This window comes from Pseudomonas sp. ICBG1301, from assembly GCF_016918385.1.
In the GTDB taxonomy this organism is placed as follows: Bacteria; Pseudomonadota; Gammaproteobacteria; order Pseudomonadales; family Pseudomonadaceae; genus Aquipseudomonas; species Aquipseudomonas palleroniana.
In genome coordinates, this window is the sequence record NZ_JAEKGB010000007.1 from 168,300 (window position 1) to 184,183 (window position 15,884).

At 59.8% G+C, this 15,884-nt stretch carries 18 protein-coding genes and 1 pseudogene; 8 read left to right on the forward strand and 11 right to left on the reverse strand.

Translation table 11 applies throughout. The annotated features are described in order from the left end of the window. Window positions 1–109: 109 nt before the first annotated feature. Window positions 110–988: a hypothetical protein gene (locus tag JBE38_RS18455; RefSeq protein ID WP_205344832.1), complete on the reverse strand. Its 879-nt coding sequence runs from the start codon at window positions 986–988 to the stop codon at window positions 110–112. Between the two features lie 194 nt (window positions 989–1,182). On the opposite strand from JBE38_RS18455, the gene JBE38_RS18460 reads away from it, so the two are divergent. Beyond that, window positions 1,183–2,085: a LysR family transcriptional regulator gene (locus JBE38_RS18460; protein WP_060753829.1), complete on the forward strand. Its 903-nt coding sequence runs from the start codon at window positions 1,183–1,185 to the stop codon at window positions 2,083–2,085. On the opposite strand, the gene JBE38_RS18465 is transcribed toward JBE38_RS18460, so the two are convergent. Beyond that, on the reverse strand, window positions 2,077–2,835 hold the full coding sequence (locus tag JBE38_RS18465) for a substrate-binding domain-containing protein (RefSeq protein WP_060753696.1): 759 nt from the start codon (window positions 2,833–2,835) through the stop codon (window positions 2,077–2,079). The genes JBE38_RS18460 and JBE38_RS18465 overlap by 9 nt on opposite strands. Beyond that, entirely contained in the window at window positions 2,835–4,139 is a 1,305-nt protein-coding gene (tcuC, locus tag JBE38_RS18470; RefSeq protein ID WP_060753695.1) for an MFS transporter, read from the reverse strand. Before tcuC ends, JBE38_RS18465 begins: the two co-directional genes overlap by 1 nt. 198 nt (window positions 4,140–4,337) lie before the next feature. On the opposite strand from tcuC, the gene JBE38_RS18475 reads away from it, so the two are divergent. After that, on the forward strand, window positions 4,338–4,481 hold the full coding sequence (locus JBE38_RS18475) for a hypothetical protein (RefSeq protein WP_205344833.1): 144 nt from the start codon (window positions 4,338–4,340) through the stop codon (window positions 4,479–4,481). A 156-nt stretch (window positions 4,482–4,637) separates the two neighbouring features. On the opposite strand, the gene JBE38_RS18480 is transcribed toward JBE38_RS18475, so the two are convergent. The 3 genes from JBE38_RS18480 to JBE38_RS18490 all read right to left on the reverse strand — a co-directional run bounded on the left by JBE38_RS18480 (window position 4,638) and on the right by JBE38_RS18490 (window position 5,894). Then, a complete protein-coding gene (locus tag JBE38_RS18480) occupies window positions 4,638–5,072 on the reverse strand; it encodes a hypothetical protein (RefSeq protein WP_205344834.1) in 435 nt (144 codons plus the stop codon). Window positions 5,073–5,284: 212 nt separating this feature from the next. After that, on the reverse strand, window positions 5,285–5,674 hold the full coding sequence (locus JBE38_RS18485) for a VOC family protein (protein ID WP_060753694.1): 390 nt from the start codon (window positions 5,672–5,674) through the stop codon (window positions 5,285–5,287). Window positions 5,675–5,717: 43 nt separating this feature from the next. Beyond that, entirely contained in the window at window positions 5,718–5,894 is a 177-nt protein-coding gene (locus JBE38_RS18490) for a hypothetical protein (RefSeq protein ID WP_162843513.1), read from the reverse strand. Between the two features lie 129 nt (window positions 5,895–6,023). Between JBE38_RS18490 and JBE38_RS18495 the strand changes: the two genes are divergently transcribed. After that, the gene (locus JBE38_RS18495) at window positions 6,024–6,959 is read left to right on the forward strand and encodes a LysR substrate-binding domain-containing protein (RefSeq protein WP_060753693.1); all 936 of its coding nucleotides are present in this window, start codon (window positions 6,024–6,026) and stop codon (window positions 6,957–6,959) included. A 93-nt stretch (window positions 6,960–7,052) separates the two neighbouring features. Then, entirely contained in the window at window positions 7,053–7,415 is a 363-nt protein-coding gene (locus JBE38_RS18500; protein WP_090366203.1) for a 5-carboxymethyl-2-hydroxymuconate Delta-isomerase, read from the forward strand. Between the two features lie 27 nt (window positions 7,416–7,442). Here JBE38_RS18500 and JBE38_RS18505 read toward each other — a convergent pair. Beyond that, window positions 7,443–7,748 (reverse strand): annotated as a pseudogene (locus JBE38_RS18505) (LysR family transcriptional regulator); the annotation flags it as partial. 174 nt (window positions 7,749–7,922) lie between these two features. After that, window positions 7,923–9,560, reverse strand: coding sequence for a 5-guanidino-2-oxopentanoate decarboxylase (locus JBE38_RS18510; RefSeq protein WP_205344835.1), 1,638 nt, complete (start codon window positions 9,558–9,560; stop codon window positions 7,923–7,925). 111 nt (window positions 9,561–9,671) lie between these two features. Between JBE38_RS18510 and JBE38_RS18515 the strand changes: the two genes are divergently transcribed. Further along, window positions 9,672–10,550, forward strand: a complete 879-nt coding sequence (locus tag JBE38_RS18515; RefSeq protein ID WP_205344836.1) for a LysR substrate-binding domain-containing protein — start codon at window positions 9,672–9,674, stop codon at window positions 10,548–10,550. Between the two features lie 254 nt (window positions 10,551–10,804). On the opposite strand, the gene JBE38_RS18520 is transcribed toward JBE38_RS18515, so the two are convergent. Continuing rightward, window positions 10,805–11,419 carry an NAD(P)-dependent oxidoreductase gene (locus JBE38_RS18520; RefSeq protein ID WP_060753688.1) on the reverse strand — a complete coding sequence of 205 codons (615 nt, stop codon included), beginning with the start codon at window positions 11,417–11,419 and terminating at the stop codon, window positions 10,805–10,807. A gap of 34 nt (window positions 11,420–11,453) precedes the next feature. Then, window positions 11,454–12,320: an MBL fold metallo-hydrolase gene (locus JBE38_RS18525; RefSeq protein WP_205344837.1), complete on the reverse strand. Its 867-nt coding sequence runs from the start codon at window positions 12,318–12,320 to the stop codon at window positions 11,454–11,456. Window positions 12,321–12,425: 105 nt separating this feature from the next. Between JBE38_RS18525 and JBE38_RS18530 the strand changes: the two genes are divergently transcribed. After that, the gene (locus JBE38_RS18530) at window positions 12,426–13,331 is read left to right on the forward strand and encodes a LysR family transcriptional regulator (RefSeq protein ID WP_060753686.1); all 906 of its coding nucleotides are present in this window, start codon (window positions 12,426–12,428) and stop codon (window positions 13,329–13,331) included. A gap of 100 nt (window positions 13,332–13,431) precedes the next feature. Then, a complete protein-coding gene (locus JBE38_RS18535) occupies window positions 13,432–13,611 on the forward strand; it encodes a hypothetical protein (protein WP_060753685.1) in 180 nt (59 codons plus the stop codon). On the opposite strand, the gene JBE38_RS18540 is transcribed toward JBE38_RS18535, so the two are convergent. Further along, complete coding sequence (locus JBE38_RS18540; protein WP_090366198.1) at window positions 13,604–14,479, reverse strand: helix-turn-helix domain-containing protein; 876 nt, start codon at window positions 14,477–14,479, stop codon at window positions 13,604–13,606. The genes JBE38_RS18535 and JBE38_RS18540 overlap by 8 nt on opposite strands. A 189-nt stretch (window positions 14,480–14,668) precedes the next feature. On the opposite strand from JBE38_RS18540, the gene pobA reads away from it, so the two are divergent. Beyond that, window positions 14,669–15,853, forward strand: coding sequence for a 4-hydroxybenzoate 3-monooxygenase (gene pobA, locus JBE38_RS18545; RefSeq protein ID WP_205344916.1), 1,185 nt, complete (start codon window positions 14,669–14,671; stop codon window positions 15,851–15,853). The last annotated feature ends 31 nt before the right edge of the window (window positions 15,854–15,884 follow it).

Genomic DNA, 15,884 nt, shown 5'->3' on the forward strand with positions numbered 1-15,884 from the left:
GCGTTATGCATGATTTAATAAGAGTTAAATTACTGATATTTATGACTTTATGTTTAATGGGTCAGGCAGGCCAGAAAATTTTAGTGGTGCTGATCTGCTTCATGCCCACCTAGGGTAAAACTTTGCGGCTTTCCGGCACCAGTTCCAACACCCGGTTCCTACCCCCTTCCGCCAGCAGATAGGTGCCCCGTCCTGTCGGCACAATCGATTGCGGCGCCTTCAAGAACGACAGAATGGTCTGCTGCTCGCCCCGAGGGTCAATCAACAACAGGCGTGCCCGGTGCGTCGAGTCTTCGTTGACCCACAACCCGCGCTCATCACACATCAGGAAAGTTGGCTTGTTCAAGCCCGCCAGCACCACCGGGTCGCTGCCATCATCGGTCAGTTCGCGGACCACGCCTTTTTTCTTTTCGGTATAGAGCATGCGCCCATCCGTGCAACGCACGATGGATTCGCCTTCTTCGACCTGATCGCGCAGCACGCTCAGGGACTGGTCGCTCCAGCGGTAGCGCATCAGGCGGCCGGTGGGCTTGCGGTCTTCAATGGCGTACAGGTCGTCGCCCTCGACCCACAGGCCCTGTACGTTTTCACCGCGGAACAACTCCGTGACGGCGCCGTCCTTGAGAAAGCTGACCGGCGCGCCACCTGATTCCTGGCTGAACACCCAGCCGCCACGGGTGGCGACCATGCCGTCGGGTTTGGACAGGTTGGCCACTACGACTTCGCGTTGCCCATCCGCGTGGATCCGCACAATGCTGCCCAGCCCGTCCTTGAGTTCCTGGCTGACCATCAGCGAGCCATCGTGCAGGGGCATCAGCGACGCCGCCTTGGCCACGTCTCGATGAATCACGCTGTAGCTCCAGCCGTCGCTCGCCTGCACCGGATAGAAACTCTGCCAGGCAAAAAAGCCCAGGGTAGCGAGGCATAGCGGACCAAGGATCCATGCGCCGCAGCGCAGCGCCTGGTGTTTTTTTATTATTCGATTCATGGAGGTACGCCGGTAGGAATGGGAAAAAAATAATCGAGTCGGACACCCTACCAAGGCTGCCATTGAACTTCACCCCGGGAAAATCGGCTGTCCCCGAAAACCATGCTTCCAATCGACGTCCAGCCCCGGGTACATGACGTCCCATCCGCTCCCGTACGATAATGCCCCCATCCTGACAGCCACTGGCCACCTTCGTGATCATCAACTTCGACCTCAACGACCTTCAAGCCTTCCGCGCTGTGGTAGACAAAGGCAGTTTTCGCGGTGCCGCCGAGGCCATCCGAATCTCGCAACCGGCTCTTAGCCGACGTATCGAAAAGCTCGAATCCGCCCTCGATGTGAAGCTGTTCGAGCGCACCACCCGACGGGTCAACCTGACCATGGTCGGCCGTGCGTTCCTGCCCCAGGTGGAGCGTATTCTCGACGACCTCGACATCGCCTTGATGGGCATCAGCAATGTGGCGTCCACGCGGATGGGCAACGTCACCATCGCCTGCGTGCCGTCCACCGCTTATTACTTCATGCCCCATGTGATCTCCGAGTTTCACAAGCTCTATCCGAAGATTCGCCTGCAGGTGCTGGATGCCAGCGCCGGTGAGGTCTGCAACGCCGTGGAGAGCGGCGAGGCGGATTTCGGTGTGAGTTTCAGCGGCAGCCTGGCCGATGAAGTGGAATTCGAACTGCTGTTGCAGGAGCGCTACGTCCTGGCCTGCCGGCATGACCACCCGCTGGCCGGGCGCCAGAGTGTGAGTTGGGCTGAAGCCTACGAATACGACTACATCACCGTGGACAAGTCCTCGGGCAACCGCTTTCTGCTGGACCAGGCCCTGCGCGGCGTGCGGGTGAAGAAACCGAGTGTCTGCGAGACCCACCACGTGACCACGATGATCGGGCTGGTGGAGGCGGGGTTGGGCGTGGCGATGGTGCCATCGATTGCGATGCCGGCGGGCGAACACCCGATCCTGGTGAGTGTGCCGCTGGTGGAACCGCAGGTGATGCGCAATGTGGGCTTGATCAAGCGCCGCGGGCGGACGTTGCCGCCGGCGGCGCTGGAGTTGGAGCGGTTGGTACGGGAGATGCCGTTTCGGTCAGCGTGACACCGAGTCCAGGCCGGTGGATTGCACCACCGGTTGCGCCTCGGGTGAAGCCAGGAACTTCAGCAGTGCCTTGGCCTGGGCCGGGTGTTTGGCGTTGACCGGAATCCCCGCCGCAAAGCGTGTCACTGACTGCACGTCTTCCGGGATCTTGCCCACAAACGTCACCCCTGGTATCGGCAACAGTTCCGCCACCTGCTGCAAGCCGACCTCGTAGTCACCCTTGGCGACCTGTTCGGCCACCGGCAGGCGCTCGATCATCGTGCCTTTGGCGGGCATGCCGAGCTTTTTGAACAGTTCCTTCTCGACATACACGCCGCTGGCGCTGTCCGAATAAGCCACGGATTTGGCCTGGGTCAGCGTGGCCTTCAATTCGGCGTCAGTGCCGATCGCCGGTTTGGCCGCGCCGGCTTTCACCACCAGGCCAATACGCGAGTCCGCCAGTTCCACGCGGGACGCAGGGTCGACCTTGCCTTGCTTGATCAAGTCATCCAGCGCATAGCCGACCATGATCACCACATCGGCGGGTTCGCCACGCGCCAGACGGTTGGGAATCGCTTCCGGCGCCTTGCCCATGGACGGACCCAGGATGGTATTCAGGGTGTCGCCACTTTGTTTGGCATATTGCGGGCCGAGCAATTTATAGGCAGCGGTAAAACCACCGGAGGTCATCACGTTGAGTTCTTCGGCCTGCGCCGTCAGTGCCAGGGCGCCGAGTGCAAGGGCCGTAAGGCTGTTGAGTAGGGTGCGCATCATACAGCCTCCTGCAGCATCTGCCCGCGGGTATTGGCGCGACGGTACAGGGCCAAGGTCGAGCACAGGGCACACAGCGCGGCAAACATCATCCAGTAGGCCGGCGAAGCCTTGTCTTCGGTGACATGGATAAACCAGGTGGAGATCGCCGGGGTGAAACCACCGAAAATGGCGGTTGCCAGGCTATAAGCCAGGGAGAAACCGGCCACACGTACTTCCACCGGCATGATTTCGGTCAGGGCCGGGATCATTGCGCCGTTGTACATGCCGTACAGGAAGGAGAACCACAGCAGGGTTTCGAGCATATGCGCGAAGCTTGGCGCATTCACCACGAACGACAGCGCCGGGTAGGCGGTGATCACGGTGAGGGCGGTCATGGCCACCAGCACCGGCTTGCGCCCGAAGCGGTCGCTCAGGGTGCCGCCGATCGGCAGCCAGACAAAGTTCGACACCGCCACCAGCAACGTCACCAGCAAGGCGTCGGAAGTGCTCAGTTGCAGCACGGTCTTGCCGAAGGTCGGCGCGTAGACCGTGATCAGGTAGAACGCCGTGGTGGTCATGGCAACCATCAGCATGCCGCCGATCACCATGGTCCAGTTCTTCGCCAGGGTCGCCAGCACTTCGCGCATGCTTGGGCGATGTTTGCGGTTGGCGAACTCTTCGGTTTCCTGCAGGTTGCGTCGCAGTACAAAAATGAACGGGATGATCACGCAACCCAGGCCGAAGGGAATGCGCCAGCCCCAATCGGCAACTACAGCCGGTTCCATCCATTGGTTCAGGCCATAACCCAAGGCGGCCGCAACCACGATGGAGATCTGTTGGCTGCCGGACTGCCAACTGGTGTAGAAGCCTTTGCGGCCCGGTGTGGCCATTTCAGACAAGTACACTGACACGCCGCCCAGTTCCGCACCGGCCGAAAAACCTTGCAGCAAGCGCCCCAGCAGCACCAGCAGCGGTGCCCACAGGCCAATGGTCTGATAACCCGGTACCAGCACGATCAGCAGCGTGCCGCTGGCCATGATCGACAGAGTCATGATCAACCCTTTGCGGCGACCGACGTCATCGATATAGGCACCCAGAACGATCGCGCCCAGTGGACGCATCAGGAAACCCGCGCCGAACACGGCGAAGGTCATCATTAATGACGCAAACTCATTGGCGGCGGGGAAGAACGCGGCAGCGATATAGGTGGCGTAGAAGCCGAACAGAAAGAAGTCGAACTGTTCGAGGAAGTTGCCCGAGGTAACGCGTAGTACTGCACCCACTTTCGAAGGGGCAGCGTCGGGCCGGGAAGGGCTAGTCATGGTTTTTGTGTCTCCAGCGTTCTTTTTAAGAGCTTGTTTCGCTTAAGACCCGGGATAGTGGCTGACACATTTAGAAATGATAAGTGAGTTATTTGGATGAATTGATGCGTAACTGTTATCAATTGGGGGCGTCCGCCCAAAATGCTTGCTCTGTTCTATGCTGGATGGGTGAACCATTCTTAAGGAAGGAAGGTGGCTATGAATAATGAGCAGAAGGAACGGGATGATCCGGAGCTTGCACAACCTCAGCGTCAGCGTGAGGAGGAAAAGCCCCAGACGTGGAAGCATGATGACTCTACGGAGCTTTCACCGCTTGATCAGGAAGTTCCACTCAAGCCCTGATAATCGAAAGGTCACTATCAAATACTGAGAGGGGTGTTTTGGCGAACAAGTTATATCGTCGGAACACCGCCACTCGTAAAATTAATGAAGTGATGTGTAAATTTTACTGTGCTGTGTTAAGTGAGTTATGAATTTAACTCAGCAGCCAGAGAATAATTAAGATTGGATTTTGTGGTTTTTACTCGTTTCCGTAGACGCACCTTTGAATTGTGCGGTTCCAGTGATTTTTTTATGCTCGCTCGGGTTGAGCGGATTAGTGGCTATGTAATCGCAGGATAGTGTAATTGAAGGCTCATCTTCGGAGACTGAGGCCACGGTCACCACGCCCTCGTAAGCTACCCAGCTTGGAGCGTTTTTGCCTGGGTTAAACCAAGCCTCAACAGATGACGTGGGAGTGATTTTATACTGGCCCGGTCTGATTCCTCTGGGGAAGTCAAAATACAAACCTTTCTCCATCGCGCCGCCTTTTGGACCTCCCACCGTTAAATTTCTTGTATGTAAATAGAGAACCACAGAACTTGCCTCCCATCGCTCCCCACCAATCTGCGCGTGCAAAAAACCTGTTGTCTCGTGTGTGTCGGACCTGTTCATTACTGAACCCTCGCATCGATTTATAGACCCTACGAACGCTGTTGCGTAATAAGGCATTCAATACATTTGAAAGTCTACTGACATTTATGACAGTAAACCGATTCAGCATGTAAGCAACGCTCAGGCCGAAAGGTTGAAGCGGGCGAATCACAGGGTGGATTAGTCGCTCGGCCGTTTCAGTCCCTGCTCTAACCATGAACAGGTTCACTCGATCAATGGATCGGGGTACACAATTCCACCAGCGTTCCATCCGGGCAACGCACATAAGACACCACCTGCCCCCAGGGCCTGGTGCTCGGTGGCGACAGCTCTGTCGCGCCATGGACGAGGGCTTTGGCGTGGGCGGCGAACACGTCCTCGGTGACGAAACCCACTTCCATTCCTAGCGGTTTGCTGGAGGCATGGGCCTGCACGTGGCCGCCGTCGAAATTCATGCCCGCCAATTCGTGGGCGGCAAACGAGAGGGTGGTTTCGCCGGTTTCCAGCTCGCCATAGGTACCCGATTCATGCAGGAAACGGCGAGTGAAACCGAAGGCTATTTCAAAGAATGCCAGGGAGGCGGCAACGTCCGGCACATAGATGATGGTGTAGGCGAATTTCATGCTTGGCAGTCCTTGCTCACAAGTGGGTTGAGGCTATTCCAGATCAAACCAGCAGCGACGTCGGAAACCCCGCCGCCAGCACCATGTAGGCGACCACCGTCGCCAGGCACAAGCCGATAAAAACGCGCAGCAGTGTCCTCACGGTGGGGTTGGCGATGAATCGGACAACCCATAGACAAAACCCGGCCACGACAATGGCCAAGGCGATAATGAACAGCACGATGGTGTTCCTGTGACCTTCAAGAGCTGATTTATAGTCGCAAAGCCGCTCGATGAACAGTGTTCACATAGACGCAGCCCGGCGGCCTTTCTAAACTGCGCGTTGTCTTGGGGAGAGGGGCAGGCGCCGATGAATCGTAATGAACTACGCAAGGCCGACATCAACCTGATGGTGGTCTTCGAGGCACTGATGCTCGAACGCAACGTGACGCGGGTGGCGGAGAAGCTGTTTCTCGGCCAGCCGACCATCAGTTCGGCCCTCAACCGTTTACGCACCTTGTTCAATGACCCGCTGTTCATTCGCGTTGGCCACCGCATGGAACCGACGGCGCGGGCCGAGGAAATCATCCAGCACCTGTCGCCGGCCCTGGATTCGCTGTCGTCGGCCCTGAGCCTGACTCACGATTTCGACCCGTCCCGCAGCACCATGACCTTCCGTATCGGCCTGTCCGATGACGTCGAGTTTGGTCTGCTACCGCCGCTGTTGCGGGCTTTGCGCCAGGAAGCGCCCTTGGTGGTGTTTGTGGTGCAACATGTGGATTACTGGCGCATCCCTGACTTGTTGGCATCCGGTGATATCACCGTCGGCATCACCCAGACCCGCGGCCTGCCGGCCAATGCCAAGCGCAAGCTGTTGCGGCATATCCGCCCGTGCCTGCTACGCGCCGATGCCTCGGACACACCGCTGACCCTCGACGAATATTGCGCACGCCCTCATGTGCTGGTGTCGCACACCGCCAACGTGTCCGGGTTTGCCGATGAATGGCTGGCCGAGATCGGCCGCAAGCGCCAGGTAGTGCTGTCGGTGCCGCAATACAGCGCGCTGCCGGCGTTGCTCGCCGGCACCGACATGATCGCCAGCTTGCCGGACTACACCGCCCAGGCCATGGCCGCCAGCGGGCAGCTGTTCTGCGAGCCATTTCCGTTTGAAACCCCGACCCTCGACCTGTCCATGGTCTGGCTCAGCCACGTCGATACCGACCCGGCGGAACGCTGGATGCGCTCGCGGCTGGAGGCGTTCATGAGTGACCGCGACTCACTGGCGGCGCCGCCGGCAAAATCTTGAGATACCCCTTGAGGGAATACTGAAAGCGCTCTGAATCAGTGCGCCTGCGTGTTATACGTATGACTCTTTTCCTACAACCATCGGGAGCTTTTAATGCCGCACCTGCATCTGGAATACACCGCCAACCTCACGGACTTGCCTGTCGAGAAAACCCTGTTGCGGCTCAACAACGTGCTGATGGCGTCCGGGCAGTTCGCTTCCGAGTTCGATATCAAGAGCCGCGCAGTGAAGGTGGAGAATTTCCAGGTGGGCACCTCGCTCAGCCCACGCGGTTTTATCGCGGTCAAGCTGTCGCTGCTTAGCGGGCGGTCGCCGCAGATCAAGCAGCAGTTGTCGCAAAGCCTGTTGGCGGCCTTGCAGGACTTGGGCGAATGGCCGGCGGATGTGCAGGTTCAGCTCAGCGTGCAACTGGACGACATGGATCGTGAGTCCTACAGCAAAGTCGCAATCGGCTAAGGCTTGAAGCCGACGCCGTCACCAGGTCGAGGCGGCCTTCTGTTTCGGGTCGAAGGCCTGGCCGCCGGCGTGGCACAGGTTGATGCTCTCCAGGATCTTCTGCACATGGCCATACATGGTGGTGGCCTTGTAGGTCGGGCGCATGCCGGCCCGCGTGTTGATAAACAGCTCGTCTTCGAAGCTGGTGCGCAGCTTCTTCAGGCTGTAGCTCACGGTGGACTGACTGACGAACAGCGTTTCGGAGACCTCGGTAACGCTGCTCTGGTCATAGACGGCGATAAACACCATCAAGTCCTGCATATCGAGCTTTCTGAGCAAGTTACTGTTTAGCATCGGTTTCGTCCGTAAACCCGTTGTACCGAACTCAGTACAAGACTGCACAAAAGCTTAACGGAACGGCCGTACCAATAGAAAGCTCTGTAGGTCGTTTCTATGTTTGGTGTGGGACAAATAATGTTGGTAACACGACGTCAGTCCCCGCCTGCACGCCATCGATAGACACACCGTTCAATACCCTACGGCAGCTGCAACCTCCTGCATCCACAGTGCCTGGTCGACTTCAATCAGCGTCGGCCCCTGGCGATCCGTGGCGGCGCGCAAGGCCGCCCGCAACGGTTCGATGCCCCGCACACTTTCGGCCGCGCAGCCCAAGGCTTTAGCCACACCGATAAAGTCCGGCGTATAGATATCTACACCCACGGGTTCAATGGCGCGGTTGACCATGTATTTCTTGATCTCTTCGTAACCCTGGTTATTCCACAGCAGCACGATGACCGGCGTGCGGGCTTCCACGGCACTGGCCAGCTCCGGCAGGCTGAACTGCAACCCGCCGTCGCCGATCAGGCACACCACCGGCTGCCCGTCGCCACGTCCCAGCCAGGCGCCGATGGCGGCCGGCAAGGCATAGCCCAAGGTGCCGTAGCCGGTGGAAGAGTTGAACCAGCGCCGTGGGTGGTCGAGGTTCAGGGTCAGGTTGCCGCTGTACACCGGCTGGGTGGAATCACCTACCAGCACTGCACTCGGCAGTTCATCCAGAACCGTGTCGAGCAACAACGTCTGTGCGCGAGTGGCGGCATCCCAGGCCGGCGTCAGTTCCGCCCACAGGCGGGCGACTCGTTGGCCGCCCCAGGTCGAATCGCGGGTCGGCAATACCTGTTTGTGCAAGTCGTCGAGCAAGGCTGCGGCGGCGATTTGCGCGTCGGCCACCAGCGCCACCTGGGGCGGGTAGTTGCGCACGGTCTGGTCGGCGTCGATGTCGATACGCAGCAGCGCCCCTGGGATCTCGAAGCCACCGGCGAAGGTCACGTCATAGTCGGTTTCCGCCAGCTCCGTGCCGATCGCCAGCACCACATCGGCCTCGGCCACTAGCGCGCGCGTGGCGGGCAGGGTCTGGGTCGAGCCGATCAGCAGCGGATGGGAGGAGGGCAGCATGCCCTTGGCATTGATGGTCAGGGCTACCGGTGCGCCGAGGATTTCGGCCAGGCGCGTCAACTCAGGCGCGGCCTCGATGGCGCCGCCGCCCGCCAGGATCAGCGGGCGTTTTGCTGCGCCAAGCAACTGGCCCATCTGCTTGACCGACGCGGGTGCCGCGCCGGCTCGCGCCACGCTGACGGGCGTACAGTCGAGCAATGCATCGGCGTTTTCCACCAGTACGTCCAGCGGAATTTCGATATGCACGGGGCGCGGTCGAGCGGCCTGGAAGACGGCAAAGGCCCGCGCCAGGACGCCCGGCAATTCTGCGGCCGACATCAAGGTATGGGAGAACGCCGCGACGCCCGCAATCATCGCGCTCTGGTTGGGCAGTTCGTGCAACTTGCCGCGCCCGCCGCCCAATTGGCTGCGCGATTGCACGCTGGAAATCACCAGCATCGGGATCGAGTCCGCGTAGGCTTGGCCCATGGCTGTGGTGATATTGGTCATGCCGGGGCCGGTGATGATGAAGCACACGCCTGGCTTGCCGCGGGTACGCGCGTAACCATCAGCCATAAACCCGGCACCCTGTTCATGGCGCGGGGTGACGTGACGGATGCCGGAGCGTGCCAGGCCGCGGTACAGCTCCACGGTGTGCACGCCGGGAATGCCGAACACCTGGTCCACGCCGTAGCGTTCCAGGAGATTGACCAGTACTTCGCCGCAGGTCGCCATACATGTCGCTCTTGTGAGGGTTTCGAGGCGGTATTGGAGCGGCTGGGCGGTAGCGGCAACAATCGATAAAAAGTCATACTAGCCATGTCCTCACGTCATGGCTCAATTGCGATGAAACGTCTTCCTCCGCTGCCCGCCCTGCACACGTTCTGGGTCACCGCCCAGTGTTGCAACTTCACCCGCGCCGCCGAGCAATTGCATATCACCCAGGGCGCGGTGAGCCGGCAGATTGCCGGGTTGGAAAGCCACCTCGGCTACGCCTTGTTCCAGCGCCAGGCGCGGGGCTTGAGCCTGACCGAAGAGGGCCGTGAATGGTCGCTGCGCGTACAGCAAGTATTTGGCTTGATCGTGGATGCGCTGGAGCAGATCGGCGATCGTCGCGAAACCCTGCAACTCAAGGCGCCCACCTGTGTCATGCGTTGGTTGCTGCCACGCCTGATGCAATGGCAACGTGAACGTCCGGATGTGCCGGTGGAGCTCACCACCACCGTGGCCTACACCGTGGATTTTCGCCGCGAGTCATTCGACGCGGCGGTGATCTATGCGCCCATCGCCGAGCCACCTGCCGAAGCGCGGCATTTGTTTGATGAGCAACTCACGCCGGTCTGCGCTCCCGCCTTGCTCGGTGGTTTGCGGGCACCGGCCGACTTGCAGCAACAGGTGCTGCTGCACCCTACCCGGGATGGGCGGGATTGGGCGTTGTGGTTGAAAGCAGCGAATACGCGGCTGAGCAACCTGGCCCAGGGGCATCATTTCGAGACCTTGGATCTGGCCATGACGGTGGCGTCACAAGGTTCAGGCGTGGCGATCGGTGATAGCGCGTTGATTGGCGAGGATGTCACGGCCGGCAGGCTGGCGATGCCGTTTGAACTGCGGGTGCCGACGGGGATGGCGTATTACCTGGTGCGCCCACCGGGCGCCGAGCTGTCGGCAGGCCTTGAAGCACTAATGGAATGGCTGGCGAATCAAGCAAAACCCACCCCGACCTGACTTGTAGTGAGCGGGCTTGCCCCGCGCTGGGGGGCAAGCCCTAATGCCAGTCAGTTAAGGCTTAACGCGGTCACTGTGGGAGGGGGCTTGCTCCCGATGGACTGCGTAGCAGGCCCATTTTTGAGGCCGCTGCGCGGCCTATCGGGAGCAAGCCCCCTCCCACAATTTATTCATCGACCGCTTTCATCGCTTAACTGACTGGCATTAGGGCAAGCCCGCTCATTACAGGCATACTACCGGTTGCCTGTAGTGGATCAGTAGCCGACGGTGAAGCGCTGGCGGGAGTGCTTCGGTGATTCAACTTCGTCGATCAACGCGATCGCAAAGTCAGCGAAGCTGATCCAACTGCGGCCTTCGCTGCTCACCAGCAAATCATCCTGGCCCAAACGGAATTTCCCGGTACGCTCGGTTTCCACGAACTCCGCCGATGGCGACAGGAATGTCCAGTCCAGTTCCTTCTCCTGACGCAGCGTGTCGAGAAACTCCGCGCCCGCACTGGCTTCCGCCTTGTATTCGGCTGGGAAGCCCGGGCTGTCGATCACACGGCTGCCACCTGGCAGCAGCAACGAACCGGCACCGCCCACCACCAGCAGGCGTTTCACCCCGGCCTTTTTCACCGGGCCGATCACCGCACTGGCGGGCAGGGTGGAAAAGTGTGCGGCACTGATCACCACATCATGGCCGCTCACGGCCTGTTGCAGGGCGTCGGCATCCAGGGCGTCGACTTGCTTGGCGGTCACGCCTGGGCGTGCCGTCAGTTTGTCGGTATTACGGGCGATGGCGGTGACGGTATGCCCACGGCGCAGCGCTTCTTCCAGCAGTTGGCTACCGGCACGGCCGGTGGCACCAATGATTGCAATCTTGCTCATGACATTCTCCAGTACGGTCAGGGTTTAAAACCAATCACCACTTCATTTCGCCCTTGGCGACTTTGGCGCTCAGTTCCAGCGAACTTTCATCAGCGAGGGTCGGGTAACGCTTCTTCATGGCTGCGATCAGGGCAGCGGAGTCCTTGGCCTTGGCGGTCTCGATATCGAAGGCTTTGATGTAGTCGGCGGTAAACGCCACGGATTTGAGCGATGGGCTGCCCAGGTAGTGGCTTGGAATCACCGTGCGCGGTTTCAGTTGTTCGATACGTTGCAGCGTTGCCAGCCAATCTTTGTGGGACTGCGCGCTCTGGGTGTCGGCCATCCACAGGTGGATGTTTTCGGCCACGACCACACCGCCGACGACGGCCTTGATCGACGGGATCCACACAAAGCTGCGATCCGGTTGCGGGCCGTCCAGGCCGACGATCTCCAGTTGCTCGCCTTCAAGGGTCAGGCTGTGGCCTTCAAGCACTTGCGGCACGAGGGTTTTGGCCGGTTTGTCGGCGCCCATTTTCGGGCCCCAGAAGTCCAGTTTGCCGGCCACGGTGGCCTTGATGTGGTCAACCACCGGTTGCGGTGCCAGTACCTTGGCGTCCGGGAACGCTGCGGTCAGGGTATCGAGGCCGAAGTAGTAGTCCGGGTCGCCGTGGCTGATGTAGATGGTGGTCAGGTGTTTGCCGCTGGCGCGGATTTTCTGCACCAGTTGCTCGGCCTGGCCTTTGCCGAATTGCGCATCCACCAGGATCGCGTCGTTGGCGCCGCTGACCAGCACCGAGCTGACCGGGAAGATCGCGGCTTCGCCTGGGTTGTACACGTCGAGTTTCAGCTCTGCCGCTGCCGCGTGGGCTGCGAAGGCCAGGGCGGCGGTGGCCAGGGTCAGGCGTTTGAAGGTCGAGAACATCGGGCAGCTCCTGCCATCGGTAAGGGGTGTACAGAGCTTAGTTGCACCAAACGCAACAAAAAATGCGATGCTTGGACATAGTTTGTTTCTAAAATCGGGCAAATCATGGATCGTCTTCAAGCAATGCGCGTGTTTGTGACAGTGGTCGACTTGGGCAGTCAATCGGCCGCCGCCGACCATCTGGATCTGTCGCGTCCGGTGGTCTCGCGCTATTTGGCCGAGCTGGAAGACTGGGTCGGTGCGCGCCTGCTGCACCGCACCACACGCAAGCTGAGCCTGACCGCCGCCGGTATCGAAACGCTGCCTCGGTGCCGCCAGATGCTGGAGTTGTGCAACGACATGCAGGCTGCCGTCAGTGAGCCGGACGAAGCGCCGCGTGGCCAGTTGCGGCTCAGTGTCAGTAGTTCGTTCGGCCAGGCACAGTTGGCGGATGCCGTGGCCGAGTACGTCAAGCAGTACCCGTTAGTGAGTATCGACCTGCAAATGCTTGATCGTACGGTGAACTTGGTGGATGAACGTATCGACCTGGCCATTCGCACCAGTCTCGAACTGGACCCCAGCCTGATCGCCCGCAAGCTGACGCTCTGCCGTTCGGTCATCTGCGCCTCGCCAGCATATCTGCGCGAACATCCACACCCTCGTCAGGTGCAAGACCTGGTACAGCACAATTGCCTGACGCACTCTTACTTCGGCAAAAGTCTCTGGCACTTCACCGAGAATGCAGAACCGGTGTCGGTGGCAGTGCAAGGCAATATCACCGCCAATGAGGCAACGACATTGTTACGGGTGACATTGGCAGGGGCTGGTGTGGCGCGGCTGCCCAGCTATCAGGCGGGGGACTACATCCGTAGTGGTGAACTGATCCGTTTGCTACCGGAGGCCGAGCCTCAGCAAATGAATGTTTATGCGGTGTATGCCTCGCGTAAACACATGTCCCTGGCGCTGCGTAGCCTGCTGGATTTCCTTGTGCTCAGGTTTCCGGAAGAGCCTTTGTGGGACAAAGGTCTTTGAGCGGATATAAACCGATTGAATGACGCCCGATAATGGCAAGTCGCTCCGGCTGACCTATGCTTAAAACAGCACTGTGTAGATCCGTTCAGAGGTCTGTGCCATGAGCATCAAAACCAGAAAGTACCTGATGATTTTCACCCTCAGCGCATTTGCCACTGCGCTGTACGGGACTGCCGCCTACCGCGTTGAACAGACACGCATGCAGCCGGCGGCATTCGCGATCGGTTGTCATCAGGACCAATGCGTTCCCCGCACCGGCAGTTTCAGCGCGCTCAGGTAGGCTGCCCGGCCTTCAATTGCTCGCGAAACGCCTTGGGTGAGAACCCGACCCGTCGGCGAAACAGCCGAGAGAAATTCGTTGGGTCGGAAAACCCCAACACCTCCGACATTTCATTGATGGTCATGCTGGTGTAGGTCAGCAGGCGCTTGGCTTCCAGCAACTGGCGGTCGTGCATGATCTGCAAGGCCGGTTGGCCGCCCAGCTCCCGACACGTCCCGTTCAGGTGCGAGACCGAGATGCCCAGCTTGTGAGCCAGGTCTTCGATCTTGGGATGCTCGCGGTAGTGCTGTTCGATCAACTGGGTGAAACGGCGGAAATACTCGCGGCCACGGGGCGGCCGTGGGTGGCGACGCTGGATGGCCTGGCGGCTGATCCACACCAGCAGCACGCTGACCAGGGCATGCATCATCATGTCCCGTGCCGGCTGATCATCGGCGTACTCGTCCTGCAAACGTGCGAACTGGCTGTTGAGGTAGTCGCTGTCCTTGCCGGCCGGATAATTGCCCAAGGTCTGCAGGCCGCCGGCCGTACTGCCCAACTGCGTCTGCAAGTGGCTGACCAGCGGTGCCGACAGTGTCACCACGTAGCCTTCCACATCTTCTGAAAACCGAAACCCGTGTACGCATAACGGCGGCAGCACCTGCAGGGTGGCTTCGTCGAGTGTGGTGTGCTGGCCTTCGATTTCCAGGTGCGCCTGGCCTTTGTGTACATAGAGCAACTGGCACAGATCCGCGTGCCGGTGGGGCTGGATTTCCCACTGGTATTCCCGACTCCTTCGGGAAATGGTTTCGCAGTGCAACAAATCGGGCGTAGGCCATTGCTGGCTTTCCCCATAAAGCTTGAAGACCGGAATCGCGGTTTTGGTCATGGTTTCAATCCGATACTCAGGACAGTGGTGCGGTAATCGCCCAAATTGGCAAAAAGCGCAGGTTTTGTGGCAGTTCTCACCTTCTTATGCTGCCCGCTCAAGTGAAAAATGTCAGCCACAAGACCAATGACAACTCTTTCACTTGATCAGTTCGGGTGAAGCCAGCAGGTGATAAGAATAATGAAAACGCTGAAGACTCAAGTCGCCATTATCGGCGCCGGTCCTTCCGGATTGCTGCTCGGCCAGCTGTTGCACAACGCCGGTATCCAGACCCTCATCCTAGAGCGCCAGAGCGCCGACTACGTGCAAGGCCGCATCCGCGCCGGGGTGCTGGAGCAGGGCATGGTCGACCTGCTGCGCGAAGCAGGCGTCAGCCGACGTATGGATGCCGAAGGGCTGGTGCATGATGGTTTCGAGCTGGCACTCGATGGCCAGCTGACCCACATCGACCTCAAGACCTTGACCGGCGGCCAATCGGTCATGATCTACGGCCAGACCGAGGTCACCCGCGACCTCATGGCTGCCCGCGCCGCTGCTGGCGCCGTGACGTTGTACGAAGCGTCCAATGTGCAGCCCCATGATCTGAAAACTGAGCGTCCCTGGGTGACCTTCGAGCACCAGGGTGAAACCTTTCGCCTGGAGTGCGACTACGTTGCCGGTTGCGACGGCTTCCACGGCGTGGCCCGGCAGTCGATCCCGGCCGAGTCGCTGAGCGTTTTCGAACGGGTCTACCCCTTCGGCTGGCTGGGCATCCTGGCCGACACGCCGCCGATTCATGCTGAACTGGTGTACGCCAAGCACGCGCGCGGCTTCGCCCTGTGCAGCATGCGCTCAGCGACCCGCAGTCGCTATTACCTGCAAGTGCCGGTGGACGAGTCGCTGGAAGCCTGGCCGGACGAGCGCTTCTGGGACGAACTGAAAAACCGCCTGCCCGGCCCTCTTGCGCAACAGTTGGTCACCGGCCCGTCGATCGAGAAAAGCATCGCGCCCCTGCGCAGCTTCGTGGTGGAACCGATGCAGTACGGGCGCCTGTTCCTGCTTGGGGATGCCGCGCACATCGTGCCCCCCACCGGCGCCAAGGGCTTGAATCTGGCGGCCAGCGATGTGAGCACGCTGTATCGGATCTTGCTCAAGGTGTATCGCGAAGGGCGGGTGGACCTGCTGGAGAAGTATTCCGCGATCTGCTTGCGTCGCGTCTGGAAGGCCGAACGGTTTTCCTGGTGGATGACCTCGATGCTGCATCAGTTTCCGGAAGCGGACGGCTTCAGCCAGCGGATTGCACAGAGTGAGCTGGAATACTTCATCCACTCGCAGGCGGGGCGTCAAACCATCGCGGAAAATTACGTCGGACTTCCTTACGAAGCTATCGAGTAGCCTGCTATCGTATCGAGCATTCCCGCGGGCC

Excerpts from the sequence above, each read along its gene's own strand:
- JBE38_RS18455 (WP_205344832.1), bottom strand. The coding sequence starts at position 988 with ATGAATCGAATAATAAAAAAACACCAGGCGCTGCGCTGCGGCGCATGG.
- JBE38_RS18465 (WP_060753696.1), bottom strand. The coding sequence starts at position 2,835 with ATGCGCACCCTACTCAACAGCCTTACGGCCCTTGCACTCGGCGCCCTG.
- tcuC (WP_060753695.1), bottom strand. The coding sequence starts at position 4,139 with ATGACTAGCCCTTCCCGGCCCGACGCTGCCCCTTCGAAAGTGGGTGCA.
- JBE38_RS18475 (WP_205344833.1), top strand. The coding sequence starts at position 4,338 with ATGAATAATGAGCAGAAGGAACGGGATGATCCGGAGCTTGCACAACCT.
- JBE38_RS18480 (WP_205344834.1), bottom strand. The coding sequence starts at position 5,072 with ATGAACAGGTCCGACACACACGAGACAACAGGTTTTTTGCACGCGCAG.
- JBE38_RS18485 (WP_060753694.1), bottom strand. The coding sequence starts at position 5,674 with ATGAAATTCGCCTACACCATCATCTATGTGCCGGACGTTGCCGCCTCC.
- JBE38_RS18495 (WP_060753693.1), top strand. The coding sequence starts at position 6,024 with ATGAATCGTAATGAACTACGCAAGGCCGACATCAACCTGATGGTGGTC.
- JBE38_RS18500 (WP_090366203.1), top strand. The coding sequence starts at position 7,053 with ATGCCGCACCTGCATCTGGAATACACCGCCAACCTCACGGACTTGCCT.
- JBE38_RS18510 (WP_205344835.1), bottom strand. The coding sequence starts at position 9,560 with ATGGCGACCTGCGGCGAAGTACTGGTCAATCTCCTGGAACGCTACGGC.
- JBE38_RS18515 (WP_205344836.1), top strand. The coding sequence starts at position 9,672 with ATGAAACGTCTTCCTCCGCTGCCCGCCCTGCACACGTTCTGGGTCACC.
- JBE38_RS18520 (WP_060753688.1), bottom strand. The coding sequence starts at position 11,419 with ATGAGCAAGATTGCAATCATTGGTGCCACCGGCCGTGCCGGTAGCCAA.
- JBE38_RS18525 (WP_205344837.1), bottom strand. The coding sequence starts at position 12,320 with ATGTTCTCGACCTTCAAACGCCTGACCCTGGCCACCGCCGCCCTGGCC.
- JBE38_RS18530 (WP_060753686.1), top strand. The coding sequence starts at position 12,426 with ATGGATCGTCTTCAAGCAATGCGCGTGTTTGTGACAGTGGTCGACTTG.
- JBE38_RS18535 (WP_060753685.1), top strand. The coding sequence starts at position 13,432 with ATGAGCATCAAAACCAGAAAGTACCTGATGATTTTCACCCTCAGCGCA.
- JBE38_RS18540 (WP_090366198.1), bottom strand. The coding sequence starts at position 14,479 with ATGACCAAAACCGCGATTCCGGTCTTCAAGCTTTATGGGGAAAGCCAG.